The sequence below is a fragment of the Bacillus sp. FJAT-27445 genome (assembly GCF_001510665.1).
GTDB lineage: Bacteria > Bacillota > Bacilli > Bacillales > Cytobacillaceae > Bacillus_D.
The window spans coordinates 418,479-432,146 of record NZ_LMTI01000001.1; the positions used below are offsets into that span (position 1 = coordinate 418,479).

The following is a 13,668-nucleotide window of genomic DNA, read 5'->3' on the forward strand; positions in this document are numbered from 1 at the left end:
AAGGATCTTATTTAAACCAGCCTTTTTTCCAAAAGAAGGCGAACATTCCTGCCGCTATCACTCCCATGACGGCCAGGGAAGCAAAATAGCCATATTTCCACGTGGTTTCCGGCATATAGTCAAAATTCATTCCATAAACTCCGGCAATGAAGGTGAGCGGCATGAAAATTGTCGTAATGACGGTCAGCACCTTCATGACTCGATTTGTTTCATGGGAATTTATCGAAAGGACACTGTCACGTATGTCCTTTGTCAATTCCCTATTTGAATCAATCATGTCAGTAAGCTTCAGGAGGTGGTCATGGATATCAGAAAAATAAGCATGCCTGACTTTCAGAACGTCCAGCTTTTGCGAATTAAGCATCCTGTAAATTAAATCCCGTGTTGGGGTTACCGTGTGGCGCAGCATCAGCAGGCTTTTCCGGATTTCAAAAACTTCTTTCAAAAGTTCTTCGGTATTGCCGCCGGCATAGCTTTCGTCCATTTCATCGAGTTGGTCCTCAATTAGGTATACAGGCGGGAAATAATTGTCGACCAGCTGATCCAGAATATGATAAAGGATTAAGGAAGGGGACCAGTCTTCTTTCTTTTTAGCCGAGTTGACCCTGTTCCAGACTTCCGTTATTTCCAGTGACAGCTCGGCATGATAAGTGACGATGAAGTTCGCGCCTAAAAATATATCAACTTCTTCTCGTTCAAGCGTGTTCTGGTTGATGGAATGGGTGACGAAAAATGTATAGCCATCATAATAATCGAGTTTTGGGCGCTGAAGCTTAACCATACAGTCCTCAATGGCAAGCGGATGGAATTTTAATGGGGTTGCAAGCAAGGCAGATTCTTCATCAGTCGGGCTGTTAAAATCGACCCAGAACCATGAAGAAGTGTCGCCTGCAGCCAATTGATCGACTGGTATATCGTTGGCAATCTGGCCATCTTTCCCTAATGAAAGTGTTCGAATCATAGCAGTTCTCCTCGGTGCCTTTTTCCTTCATAATATCCGAATTAGGGGAGGAGGCAAACATCTCTGCTCGATGTAGGACACATTTTTTAGAAAATATTCCCGATTAAGGTTGACAATGAGAGAGCATCTATATATAATTTTCAAAAAAATAACCTGAAACAATGATGGGGACCAGTAGAATTGTGAAGTGTCCACCCCAGAGAGGGAGCCGGTTGGTGCAAGGCTTCCAGGACGCACATTCGAACCTGCCTCGGAGTTCTGTATCGGACAAATGCGAAGATACGGCGGAGTGTTCCGTTAAACGTTGAGTGCGCGGGGAATATTCCGCGAATAAGGGTGGTACCGCCAGGCCATGGTCCCTTTTTAGGGGATTCATGGCCTTTTTGTGTTCTCTTTTAGATGAATGGTTATTGTACAGAAAAGCCAAACAGCTTGCTTTTAAAAAAAGAAATGTATGCTCATTGATGGATTTTGCCAACTTGCTGAGTGTAACGGAAATCAACAAAACCAAATTAAAATGAAGAAAAAGAGGGATGAACGATGGAAAAGGAATTTGTAAAAAGCATCACCGCCATGGACAAGGATTTTGCCCAATGGTACACAGATGTCGTAACAAAAGCGGACCTGGTCGATTACTCATCAGTCAGGGGTTCGATGATCATCCGCCCGTATGGCTATGCCCTATGGGAAAACATCCGCGATGCGCTTGACAGGATGATCAAGGAAACTGGGCATGAAAACGTCTATATGCCACTGTTCATTCCGGAAAGCCTGCTTGAGAAGGAAAAGGATCATATTGCAGGTTTCGCGCCTGAAGTAGCTTGGGTCACACACGGCGGATCAGAGGAACTTGCGGAAAGGCTTTGTGTCAGGCCAACGTCAGAGGTGCTTTTCTGCGAACATTACAAAAATATCATTCATTCATACAGGGACCTACCTAAGCTTTATAACCAATGGGCGAATGTTGTCCGGTGGGAAAAGACGACACGCCCGTTCCTGAGAACTCTTGAATTCCTCTGGCAGGAGGGCCATACCGCGCATGAGACAGATGAGGATGCACACGAAGAAACAAAGCGCATGCTTGAAGTCTATGCGACCCTTCTGGAAGACTATCTGGCCATTCCTGTTGTCAAAGGGCAAAAGACTGAAAAAGAGAAATTCGCCGGTGCGAAGTTCACCTACACAGTCGAAAGCCTCATGCATGACGGAAAAGCGCTGCAGTCCGGTACTTCCCACCATTTGGGAGACGGCTTTGCGCAGGCGTTCGGAATCAATTACTTGGACAAAGAAGGGAAGCTTCAGTATGTTCACCAAACATCATGGGGTATGACAACAAGGGTAATCGGCGCGCTGATTATGGTACATGGTGATGACCGCGGGCTAGTCATCCCGCCAAAGGTTGCCCCAACCCAGGTGATGATTGTCCCAATCGCCCAGCATAAGGAAGGCGTCCTTGATTTCGCTTACGGGCTGAAGGAAAGGCTGTCCGGCTCGTTCCGTACTGGGATTGACGCAAGCGACAAGAACCCTGGCTGGAAGTTCAACGAATATGAAATGAAGGGTGTACCTGTACGCCTGGAGGCAGGCCCTCGGGATATCGAAAAGAACCAGGTCGTCCTTGTTAGGCGCGATACTGGGGAAAAACTGATTGTCGCTCTAGATGAAGTGGAACAAAGGCTTTCCCAATTGCTTGAAGACATCCAAAATAATCTTTTCGCAAAGGCTAAAGAGCTTCTAGAAAGAAAGACATCCAGCGCTGAAACAATGGAGCAGTTCAAGGACCGCCTTGCCAATAATCCAGGTATGATCAAAGCGATGTGGTGCGGAAAGCTTGAGTGTGAGGAAAAAATAAAGGAAGAAACAGGTGCAACATCACGCTGCATACCATTCGAACAGGAAACGATTAGCGATACATGTGTATGCTGCGGGGCTAAGGCTGAATCGATGGTTGTCTGGGCAAAGGCCTATTAAATATGAAATTGAACGACTGCTTTTAAAAAGAGCAGTCGTTTTTGTTAGGGTTAAAGGGGAATGAGGGACCCTTATAGAAATATATACGAAACTCATAAGGGGGCTGATGGAATGTCCACTACAAATGTTGAGGCTCAAATTGAACAATTGCAAAATGAGATTATTGAAAAGAAGAAACAATTGAATGAGTTGAAAAAATCGGTGCCGGAGAAACTTGTCAAAAACTATACGTTTACAGCTTCTGCCGGGCGCACAACTTCTTTACTAGAGATTTTTGGCGACAAAAATGAATTGATTGTCATACATAACATGGGGAAAGGCTGCTCGTACTGTACGATGTGGGCGGATGGTTTTAATGGGGTTTACCACCATTTGATCGCTAAAGCCGGCTTTGTTGTTTCATCTCCGGACGCTCCTGAAATACAGGAAGATTTTGCGGCAAGCCGAAAATGGCAGTTCCAAATGGTTTCAATTAATGGCAGTACATTTGCCGAGGATTTGGGGTTCCGAAAAGGGAAATACTTCTATCCGGGCGTATCAACATTTCGTAGGGACGAAGAAAACAATATATATTTAATTGCTCAATCACCATTGGGGCCTGGGGATGATTTTTGTGTGACATGGCCATTGTTTGAACTGCTTCCATCCGGTTCCGAAGGCGTCATTGCAAAACAAAACCTCAATCACCGCTCTCAATTTCAATTAACCAATAATATTGCAATCGGTGTGAAGGACTACGAACAAGCCGTTAAATTCTATGAAACCATTATTGGGATGGAAAAGAAGCAAACCTCTACTGGTGAGACGTTATTTTCGATTAGCGGCACGAATATCTTCATTGAAGAAAGCGAGCATAACAATACTTATTTCGAATTTGCCGTAGATGATTTTGAACCTTCCAAAAGGATTTTAGAGGAGAATGGATGTGTCATTACAAAGGAATATTCCGATAAAAGTGTGATGATTTCGGATCCTTACGGCTTAAAGTTTCATCTCTTTGAAACGAAGAAATAAAAACTCCTTCTACTTAGGAACTAATTTATTTTTAAAAAAAGGATAGATTAAGCAGGCAGCGCTCCTCTTAACCTATCCTTTTTCATTACTTCAGCTTCGAATCATCGTTACTGGTGGTAGGATTCTCGGCAATAATCTTCTCGATTTTCTTCGTATCACCTTTGGCGTTGATAATGCTAACAAGGTCGGTCAGGTTTTCCGCAACTTGTTCATCACTCAGTTCATTGTTAGTTGTTTTCGTATCGTTTCTTTTCATAGTTACCTCCTCCAATCCGGCATATTTAGTATTTATATACCCATAAAAGGGGTAATTAATTATCTGTGGAACAGGTTTGAACCAAAAGGAGTGGTGAATAATGAACATTTTGTGGGATTTCGACGGGACGCTTTTCAATACGTACCCATCCTATACAAAATTGTTAATGGAAATCCTTGGTGACGGCTACACTGAGGAGGAAACACTTGCCCAGTTGAAACTGTCGTTCGGCCATGCTTTTCGTTCCTTTAAGCTGAGTGAGGAGCAGATTCGAAAATTGCTTGAGAAGGTTAGGGGGATAAAGCCCAAGGAATTCCTGCCGTTCCCCGGAGTGGAGGAGGTACTTGAAAGCGCGGAAACAAACGTAATCATGACCCATAAAGAAAGAGAAGACGTAAAAATGGTCCTAGTATATTATAAATGGGACAAGTACTTTGCTGAAATAGTTGGAATAGAAGATGGATTTCCTCGGAAGCCTGACCCGGCAGCTTACGCATATTTGCATAAAAAGTACAGGATTGACCTCGTCATCGGTGACCGTGCAATTGATTTGGAACCAGCGAGAAGATTAGGAATCCGGACAGTATCCTTCCAAAACCACGAATCCGAAGCCGACTTATACCTTAACGACTATCGCGAATTCGACAAAAACGTCACCCTGCGATTATAAGTGAAGCAGGGGACGTATCTGTTGCTTCATTTTATATCCTTACTTATAAAACAAACGAGGCAGCCCTCGATGGGACTGCCTCGTTTGTGTATGGATTAAACTGTTAAGCCGGAATCTTTTTTCCTCATGGCCATTGGGATGTAGACGCAATATGGCTCGCTTTCCATATAATCGCCAGTTACCGCATAAGTCCTTGAACGGGATCCTCCGCAAATCTTGTTGTATTCGCACACACCGCATTTGCCTTTGTATTTGTCCGGGCTGCGGAGATTTTTCAAAACCTCCGAATTCCGGTAAATTTCCGCGAGTGGCTTTTCACGGACGTTTCCAACAGGTATTGGCAAAAGACCGCTCGGTAGCACATCGCCGATATGGTCGACGAAGATAAAGCCGTTCCCGTCATTAACCCCTTTAGGAGCTCGCTTAAGTCCGTCAATGATACCTTCCTGGTCCATTGTCATTGTATCCTCGTACCGGATTTCTCCCTTGTCAATCTTATGGTCGCGCGCCTTTTCCTGAAGAACGACACGGCGGTAGTGCTGGGCCGCTGTTGTTTTAATATCATAAGGTGCTGTCTTGCTAAGCTGGTAGAGCCAGCGGAATACTTTTTCATGTTCGGCAGGTGTAATGCACTTGTCTTCCTGTCCGCGTCCTGTCGGAACGAGAAGGAAGATATACCACATAACCGCTTTCAGTTCGCCAACCAGCTTTGCCATTTCCTCAAGTGCATCATAGTTATAGCGGGAAATGACTGTATTGATCTGCAACGGCATATCCAATTCATTGAGATACTTGATTTTTTCAAGCGTTAAATCAAATGATCCTGGAGTCCCGCGGAAATGGTCATGGATTTCAGGAGTCGGGCCGTCAAGGCTGAAGCCCCATCGTGAAAGTCCAACGTCTTTTGCGCGCTGCATTTTTTCCTTTGTCACATTATCCGTCGCGCTTGGGACCATTGAGACACGCATGCCTTTTTTTACAGCATAATCAGCTAACTCGAACAAATCCTCACGCATCATGCAATCTCCGCCTGTAAAGACAAGCATCGGGTTATTCATATCATAGATCTGGTCAAGGAGCTTGATCCCTTCATCATGGGTCAATTCGCGCGGATCCTTCGTGAGCTGCGCATCCGCCCGGCAATGGACACATTTCAGCTGGCATGCCCGCGTCACTTCCCAAATAACAATAAAAGGATTTTCATCATAGTCGATTGCTGGCCCAAGGCCCATATTGCCCGGATGGCCGCCTGGATGGCCTGCTCCGTGAGGATGCCCTCCTTTATGCGGATGCCCCATTCCATGTGGATGTCCCATTCCTTGCATTTTCATCACCATGCTTCACATTAGTATTTTTTATTCCATGATTACCGTTCTATTGAAAAGCAACATAACCATGATGGTTCTATAAGTTAATTATAAGAGTGTGCAAGAGGGTTAAATGGGGAGTAATGTTACGATTTTTCTACATTCCTGTGCCAAATTGGGGAACAAGGGCGGAGGATGAAAAAATAACCGGGGTGAATAAAACAACAGTATCTCTTGTAAAACTCACCCAAGGTTTGAATGACAATTTTTCCGGATTTTGGCCTTTGGTTGTCACATATCCGTGCTTATTCTGACAACCCACCCCGGTTTTCGCCTTTAGTTGTCATATATCCGTGCTTATTCTGACAACCCAACCCAGTTTTGGCCATTGGTTGTCATATATTCGGGCTTATTCTGACAACCTAACCGGGTTTTGGCCCTTGCTTGTCACATATCCAGGCTTATACTGACAACCCAACCCGGTTTTGGCCATTGCTTGTCACATATCCAGGCTAATTCTGACAACCCAACCCGGTTTTGGCCATTGGTTGTCATATATCCAGGCTTATTCTGACAACCTAACCCGGTTTTAACCTTTGCTTGTCACATATGCGGGCTTATTCTGACAACCTAACCGGGTTTTGGCCCTTGCTTGTCACTTATCCAGGCTTATTCTGACAACACAACCCGGATTTGGGCCCTTGCTTGTCATATATCCGCGCTTATTCTGACAACCCAACCCGGTTTTAACCTTTGGTTGTCACATATCCGGGTTTATTCTGACAACCAAACCCGATTTTAACCTTTGGTTGTCACATATCCAGGCTTATTCTGACAACCAGACCCGGTTAAAGCCCTTAGTTGTCAGGCATCCTTCTTTTACACAAGAAAATCACACAATCTAGCGATCAATGCCACCAGCCCGGGGAGTTTAAAAATTTCAGGAAATGAAAAACACCGGCCTCCAAGATGAGCCGGTGCTGTCTGTCATTCTTATTCAGCCCACTTAAGGAGCATATGGGCGAGCATGTGCCGCTCTTCGTCATTGCCAACCTGCCACAGTTCCATGAGGAGCGCTTCTTCGCGATTTTGCGGCTCGGCATTTTTGGCAAGGTAATCGGCTACCTTTTGGGTCGCAACCGCCAACTCCTCCTCACCGAGTCCGATGCGCCTTCCAAGCTCGATCCGTTTACTCAAATAAGCTTTAAACTCATTGAAATCCTGGAGTTTGTCATACATCCTGGCATCATCAATCCGGTCAACGACTTCATCAACCTTCCGCGGTTTAAATTCCCCATCTTTATGGACTGCATGATCTTTTTCCATGTTTAATCAACCTCCGTTTTTTCATGTCTCTGATACTATATCCGTTACCCGGAACCATCAAACCTGGCCGTGTCAGCCTAAGCCGCTACGGATTGAGATGGTTTTTCTGCTCACACTTTTCAATAGGCGATGAACATGGTATTGTCAAAGAAAGATCATTTTTAGGAGAAAAAACCATATGGATAAGAACCAGCTAAAAGCATATTTCAGTAAAAAAATTGAAGAAAACCTTGAAGATATTACTGCAGAGCTTGTTTCAGAAATGCTAGCTTTTTATCATTTCCGTTTCCAAGATGAAGACCAAAGGAATGGGACCGTTGCAAGCTTCAGAGAACTAGTTCAAATAGTCTGGAAATGCCTGGAGAATGTAGATGTTAAGGACCACGCATTTAAATGGGGGGAACTGGTTGGCGCCAAATCCGTTCAAAATAATGGAGACCTGGGCAATACAATAAAAGGGGTCACGGTCTATAAAAATGTCTTTTGGTCCTTTTTATTGGAAGAAGGAAAAAAGGTGGATATAAACCAGGAAGATTTTCTTGAAATCATTACTGAAATCGACCATATTTTTAATAATATGGTACATGGCTTCAGCACTTCGTTTACGAATAATGCAGAAAAACTACTAAAGGAATCAAGGGAACTTTATTTAAAAATTTCCGTACCGATTGTTCCAATCTCACAAAGGGTTGCCGTTCTGCCCTTAATAGGCGATATAAATGAAATGCGGTCCGAAACCCTTATCGTCGACACTCTTGATACATGTGTCAAAAAACGGATTGAATCACTTGTTATAGACCTGTCGGGGGTCTATGAAGTGGATTTAATTGGGATTGAGGTTCTGTTTAAATTAATTCGATCCCTTAATTTACTTGGAGTTGAACCAATCATTACAGGTATGAAAGGCGAGCTTAGCCAAACCTTCATTAACTTGGGCATTAACCTGCAGGGAATATCGATTTACAGCAACCTTGAACAGGCATTAAAGGAATTGAAGTTTTTTTAAAAATAATTACGAAGGGTTTCGCACTTAAAGAAAGAGCGAACCCTTCGTTTTTTCTTTTTTAAGAAGGATTAAAGGTCTCTTCGGGCAGGAGCGCAGGCGCACCGGGTATGCTCCGCGGCCGGAAATCAATATTCGTTGCCGAATAAAGGGTTACGGACAATCGGCTGCCGTAAACATTTGCCCTGATGAGGATCGGCTGGCTATATGGATTTTTGAAGATAAAATCCGGACCATACCAGCTTACAGTCGCATCCCGGCCGGAAGGGACATACGTCACAGCCTTCGTATGGGAATACCGCGTGATTATCGACATTCCCGCATTGTCCGCAGCGTTGAACAAAGTCGAAGAAACCTGGCAGATCCCTCCGCCAATCCCTTCCGATAATTCGCCCCGGACAATAATTGGGGCTTTCAAATATCCGCGTGCGGCGGTCCGTTTGCCAATTGACTTATTGAATGAAAATGTTTCACCCGGGAAAACAACCCTGCTGTTTAGTGTTTCTACGGCAAGCCTAATATTGTGGGAGCGCTCCCGATTGCCCGCATTGAAAAACGTTGTATATCGTCCGATTAGCTTGCCCCTGATGTGATCGAGCAGTTCGCTATCAACTGCAGGATGTACCGTTCTCGTTGGTATGGCGATGATTTGAGGTTTGGCGGAAAAAATAAACGATAATAATGCTTCATGCATTTTTCTTCGGTCCAATTCTCTTCCTGCCATTTCAGGCAAAAAGGCTCCATTTAAGCCAATCCGCGCATTCTGTGGTTCAAGGGATACTTCCTTTTCGAGATTGGCCAACAATTCCTCGATTTTTTCTTCATTTGGAAAGATGCTTCCTGGAACAGGGAGAAGGGTAACGTCCTCACGCGGGATGGCTGTAATGGTTTTTCCGTCCATTTGGATAGATAAAGACGGGTTCTGTATCGGCAAAATGGATAAGATAGCGGAAAGGATTAAAGGTCTGAACATAATTGGGCATTCCTCCTCCTTCACTAGTATGGATGGAATTCCGTGAAAAAATGAAAAAAACCCGCGAGTGCTGCGCGGGTTTTCGGAAAAATGATTTAAAATGCTGGCGTTCTGGACTTCTTCCGCCTTTTAAGCTTTGCCATCGGCCTGATTTTCAATAACTTCTTTAATGAGGCAAATGTACTTTTAGCCGAATCCACCGTATAGGAGACGGCCTGTTTTTTATATTCGATATCGGCCGTGATTTCATGCTGGCTATCAGCAAGCTTGGAAGATTCAACCTTTAACGTGTCCGCTTGTCGCTGAACCCTCGCCACTGTTTCGTTTAGCCTGTTTATGGCTGGTTTTGCCTCCTTAAATGTTTTGAAAGCGAAATAACCCAGATATGCCAATGACAGTAAAATGACTGCAATGCTCATATAAACAATCCACATACTATTTCCTCCCTCGCATTTCATTTCTTTATTTTTACCCGAAAAAACTATTTCCTAACTAAACATATGAGGAAAGTAAAATCCCATCAGGAGACTTTGGAAGAATTGAGCGCTTTTAAAAACGAAACAAAATCAAGTATATTTTTGGCAGTCAAATCAACAAATCTTAAATTTTTGCCCTGTACAGCCCTGCCGCCGACAATAATCGGCAGGTCGGGGTAACGAGCTTTCAGCCTTTTGCACGTGCGGGCAAGGTGAGGTATATTTTCAGCCATAGTCGCGGAGAAACTGATGCAAATGGGATCATGGCCATCGATAAAGGAACAGAGCTCGGAAACAGTAGTAGGCAACGACAGTTTAACAACGTTCATTCCGTGCAGCTTTAGGACGCCGGCGACCATTTCTAGCGGCAAGGTATGCTGTTCCGAGCAAGGTATGGCAAGGATTATCGTTCCTAGGTGATGGTTTTCAGAAGAGGGAGTTTTGAAAGAAAGCCACTCGAGCAACTCTATTGTGATGGAAGTTGCCTTCTGTTCCTGTGAAAATGAAATCCTGCCTTCCTCCCAAAGTGAACCAATGTTCTTCATCGACCTTCCAATCACGTTATGGTACATTTCCTCAATTTTCATGTGCTCCGTCAATTCATGGAATAAATCGTATGCGAGCCTTTTTTTACCGTGAAGGAGCGCCTCGATATAGGACTCCATCAGAAGGCCGGAATTTACCTTTTTCCATTTAACCAACCTCTTAATTGTTAGAAAGCGGTCAACAGTGAGTTTAATGATTTCCTTTTTCCCCTCTGTTTGGACGATAGGGAGGGTAGGGATTGAATCTATTACCTTTACAACGGTCGCTTCTTCGTTGTTTGAAAGCCTTACGATAGCTTCCTCTGGATAAATATTCATTAGCTCGATAAATTGAAGGAGGAAGCCAAGATCGTAGCAATCATCGTCTTCGAGTAAAATTTGGAGCGCCTTATGGGCTGAGTACGCCTTCCTGTAAGGCCGCTCAAGAGTAAGAGCCGAATAAACATCCACAATCATCAATATCCTCGCGGCAATTTCCAGTTCTTCCGCATGAAGCCCTTTTGGATACCCCGACCCGTTCAGCCGCTCATGATGGACTACTGCAAACCCGGCTATTTCGCTCGCAAAGCCGCAATCGGTTAGCATCTGGTGGCCATAAAGAGTATGGTTTTTCATTTCTGAAAATTCTTCGTATGTGAGTTTGCCCGGTTTGTCAAGAATACTCTTCGCGATTTGTATTTTCCCGCAGTCATGAAGCAAAAAGCCTGCTGCGACCTGTTCAAGATTTGGCAGCCCTATTTTTTTCCCAAGAAGAGTGCCAAGAAGGAAAACATCAAAGGAATGCTGCCAAGTAAAGGTATCATATTCCTCCATCTCGTTAAAAAGCGAAGAAATCCTCGAATCCTCCATTAAACTAATAAACATCATTTCTGCGAAATTCAGGTCTTCGATCTCAAATAAAAGATTTCCGTACCTTTTTTCCGTGCCAATGGTAACGAGCAAATTGAAAAATTGCTCAATATGTATTTTCGTTTTTCCCATTTCCTTAAGGCTTGTGGGGAGGGCGGATGCCTCCTCATTCCATGATGATGGATGAAGAATCTTAACTTCTTTTATGCCAAGATCATTAAGCTTTTTAATAAAAATTGGAGAGAGGGACATGCCCCGCTTTAAAATAAGCAATTGGTCCAGGTATACATGTTCATTTAAAATGTCACCCGGTTTAATATTGTTCAGCTTTGTTAACAAATGATACACCCCTTAAAAAAGCGCCAGCTCGATTAGCAAGCACCTTATAATCCCAGCAACTGGCAGACATAGCATAATACCTTAGTCCCTATAGCTTTGCGTCACCCTTTTTCAAGGGCTTTGCCTTTAATGATGATTTAATTGGAGAGGCTCAATGCAGGTTTAATCCCTAAGATGTACGTTTCTAGTATACATAATATTTGGCAAACAAGGGAGAAAAAAACAGAAAATTGTCGAATTTTGTATTTTTTAAATTGACTATGCGGACATTTCTATTGTGTGGCTGCCACTTTTTGTTTGAAAATAGAGTTTGAATATTTGGGTTATTTTTTGGAAGGGAGGGGAAAAACGGGTATAATGGGGAAGCAGCCCATTCTGTAGAGTGGGTGACTGAGCAAATAAGGGGAGATAAGTGGATGGAGATAAAGAAAGCAATCCAGGAATTTAAAGCATTGGATGAAAAAATAACCCATTTTCAAAGCATTTCCGGTCTCGCTGACTGGGACCAGAAAGTAATGGCGCCTAAAAAGGGCCGCGCTCAATTTGCAAAAGCAATTGGTACTTTACGAACTGAAGCATTTAAGCTGTCCGTGTCGGAGAAAATGGCACAGCTGCTTGAAGAATTGAGCTCGGAATCGGCCAAAACTGAGCTTGACGAGCTGACAGTGGCACAGGTAAGGGAGCGAAAGGAAGATTACGAACGGTCAAAGCGGATTCCGGCAGAGGATTTTAAAGAGTTCGCGATCCTGACTGCGCAGGCGAATGATGCATGGGAGCATGCCCGTGAACATAATGACTTTAACCATTTTGCACCATTCCTTGAGAAAATCATCGCGTTCAGGAGGAAGTTTGCCGAGATTTTCGGGTACGAGGTTCATCCTTATGATGCGGTGCTAGATGAGTATGAACCAGGCCTGACTGTCGCAAAGCTTGACCCGATTTTCGCAAAGCTTCGTGATACGAGTGTGGCGTTGCTTGAACGGATTAAAAAATCCCCTCACCAGACGCCAGCTGAAATTTTTAGCCAAACATACGATATTGGGAAACAAAAGGAATTCAACCGCTACATTTTGCCAATTATCGGTTTTGATATGGAAGCGGGCAGGCTCGATGAGACCGTTCATCCATTTGCCCAGTCGATTACGATTGGGGATGTCCGGCTGACAACACGCTATTTAGAAGAAAATGTCCGTTCCGCGCTCTTCGGTACCATCCATGAAGCAGGCCATGGCATTTACGAACAAAATATCGACAAACGGTTTGAGGGGACTGTGCTGGCAGGGGGAACTTCCTTCGGGATCCATGAATCCCAGTCGCGTTTCCTTGAAAACATGGTGGGCCGGAGCCAGGCATTCTGGAGCTATTTTTATCCGAGGCTTGTTGAGTTTTTCCCTGAGCAGCTCGGGAATGTCGATGAGGAGGATTTCTACCGCGCTGTCAATACGGTGGAACCATCCTTTATCAGGGTGGAAGCGGATGAATTGACCTATAATCTTCATATCATGGTCCGCTATGAAATCGAAAAAGCGTTGATGGCCGGGGAACTCGAGGTTCGGGACCTTCCTGCGGTTTGGAACGGAAAAATGGAAGAATATCTTGGAATTATTCCTGGTACTGATCGTGAAGGAGTTCTCCAGGATGTTCACTGGTCATTTGGCGGGATTGGGTATTTCCCATCGTATTCCCTAGGCAATCTGTATGCCGCGCAAATCCTCAACACCATCCGGAAGGAATTGCCTGATTACGAGACAGCCATTGCATCGGGAGATTTTTCACAAATCATGGGATGGTTGAAGGAGAAAATCCACCAATACGGCTCGCTCTATAGGCCAAATGAGTTGATTGTCAGAGTGACCGGAGAGGAACTGAATGCCGAATATTTGGCAGAATACTTAGAGGCAAAGTATACAGAGATTTATAAATTGTAGATTTTTAAGAGAGGGCGGGTTGCTGCCTTCTTTTTTTTATAAAAATGAGG

General features: G+C 44.1%; 12 protein-coding genes, 1 riboswitch and 1 other annotated feature. Of the genes, 5 read left to right on the forward strand and 7 right to left on the reverse strand.

All coding sequences use genetic code 11. The annotated features are described in order from the left end of the window. Nucleotides 1–7: 7 nt before the first annotated feature. On the reverse strand, nt 8–961 hold the full coding sequence (corA, locus tag AR337_RS02055; RefSeq protein ID WP_059170341.1) for a magnesium/cobalt transporter CorA: 954 nt from the start codon (nt 959–961) through the stop codon (nt 8–10). Between the two features lie 152 nt (nt 962–1,113). Then, nucleotides 1,114–1,325 (forward strand) — a binding site (T-box leader). Nucleotides 1,326–1,501: 176 nt separating this feature from the next. Here corA and proS point away from each other — a divergent pair. Then, nucleotides 1,502–2,932 carry a proline--tRNA ligase gene (proS, locus tag AR337_RS02060; RefSeq protein ID WP_059170342.1) on the forward strand — a complete coding sequence of 477 codons (1,431 nt, stop codon included), beginning with the start codon at nt 1,502–1,504 and terminating at the stop codon, nt 2,930–2,932. A gap of 111 nt (nt 2,933–3,043) precedes the next feature. Further along, nucleotides 3,044–3,946 carry a DUF899 family protein gene (locus AR337_RS02065; protein ID WP_059170343.1) on the forward strand — a complete coding sequence of 301 codons (903 nt, stop codon included), beginning with the start codon at nt 3,044–3,046 and terminating at the stop codon, nt 3,944–3,946. Nucleotides 3,947–4,031: 85 nt separating this feature from the next. Here AR337_RS02065 and AR337_RS22980 read toward each other — a convergent pair whose 3' ends face one another. After that, complete coding sequence (locus tag AR337_RS22980; protein WP_156424277.1) at nt 4,032–4,202, reverse strand: hypothetical protein; 171 nt, start codon at nt 4,200–4,202, stop codon at nt 4,032–4,034. A 100-nt stretch (nt 4,203–4,302) separates the two neighbouring features. On the opposite strand from AR337_RS22980, the gene AR337_RS02070 reads away from it, so the two are divergent. Next, a complete protein-coding gene (locus AR337_RS02070) occupies nt 4,303–4,872 on the forward strand; it encodes an HAD-IA family hydrolase (RefSeq protein WP_059170344.1) in 570 nt (189 codons plus the stop codon). 95 nt (nt 4,873–4,967) lie between these two features. On the opposite strand, the gene AR337_RS02075 is transcribed toward AR337_RS02070, so the two are convergent. Together AR337_RS02075 and AR337_RS02080 are read right to left on the reverse strand one after the other, a co-directional pair. Next, nucleotides 4,968–6,104 (reverse strand): TIGR04053 family radical SAM/SPASM domain-containing protein, encoded by a 1,137-nt coding sequence (locus AR337_RS02075; RefSeq protein WP_059170824.1) that lies wholly within the window; start codon nt 6,102–6,104, stop codon nt 4,968–4,970. Between the two features lie 1,068 nt (nt 6,105–7,172). After that, complete coding sequence (locus AR337_RS02080; protein WP_059170345.1) at nt 7,173–7,505, reverse strand: DUF3243 family protein; 333 nt, start codon at nt 7,503–7,505, stop codon at nt 7,173–7,175. Between the two features lie 178 nt (nt 7,506–7,683). On the opposite strand from AR337_RS02080, the gene AR337_RS02085 reads away from it, so the two are divergent. Continuing rightward, on the forward strand, nt 7,684–8,511 hold the full coding sequence (locus tag AR337_RS02085) for an STAS domain-containing protein (protein WP_059170346.1): 828 nt from the start codon (nt 7,684–7,686) through the stop codon (nt 8,509–8,511). Nucleotides 8,512–8,569: 58 nt separating this feature from the next. On the opposite strand, the gene AR337_RS02090 is transcribed toward AR337_RS02085, so the two are convergent. The 3 genes from AR337_RS02090 to AR337_RS02100 form a co-directional block, all read right to left on the reverse strand. After that, nucleotides 8,570–9,481 carry a VanW family protein gene (locus AR337_RS02090; protein ID WP_059170347.1) on the reverse strand — a complete coding sequence of 304 codons (912 nt, stop codon included), beginning with the start codon at nt 9,479–9,481 and terminating at the stop codon, nt 8,570–8,572. A gap of 95 nt (nt 9,482–9,576) precedes the next feature. Next, nucleotides 9,577–9,915 (reverse strand): DUF948 domain-containing protein, encoded by a 339-nt coding sequence (locus AR337_RS02095; RefSeq protein WP_059170348.1) that lies wholly within the window; start codon nt 9,913–9,915, stop codon nt 9,577–9,579. A gap of 86 nt (nt 9,916–10,001) precedes the next feature. Next, the gene (locus tag AR337_RS02100; protein ID WP_059170349.1) at nt 10,002–11,690 is read right to left on the reverse strand and encodes an HD domain-containing phosphohydrolase; all 1,689 of its coding nucleotides are present in this window, start codon (nt 11,688–11,690) and stop codon (nt 10,002–10,004) included. Nucleotides 11,691–11,741: 51 nt separating this feature from the next. Next, nucleotides 11,742–11,825, reverse strand: a riboswitch (cyclic di-GMP riboswitch). A 281-nt stretch (nt 11,826–12,106) separates the two neighbouring features. Between AR337_RS02100 and AR337_RS02105 the strand changes: the two genes are divergently transcribed. Further along, nucleotides 12,107–13,618 carry a carboxypeptidase M32 gene (locus AR337_RS02105; protein WP_059170350.1) on the forward strand — a complete coding sequence of 504 codons (1,512 nt, stop codon included), beginning with the start codon at nt 12,107–12,109 and terminating at the stop codon, nt 13,616–13,618. Nucleotides 13,619–13,668: the final 50 nt, after the last annotated feature.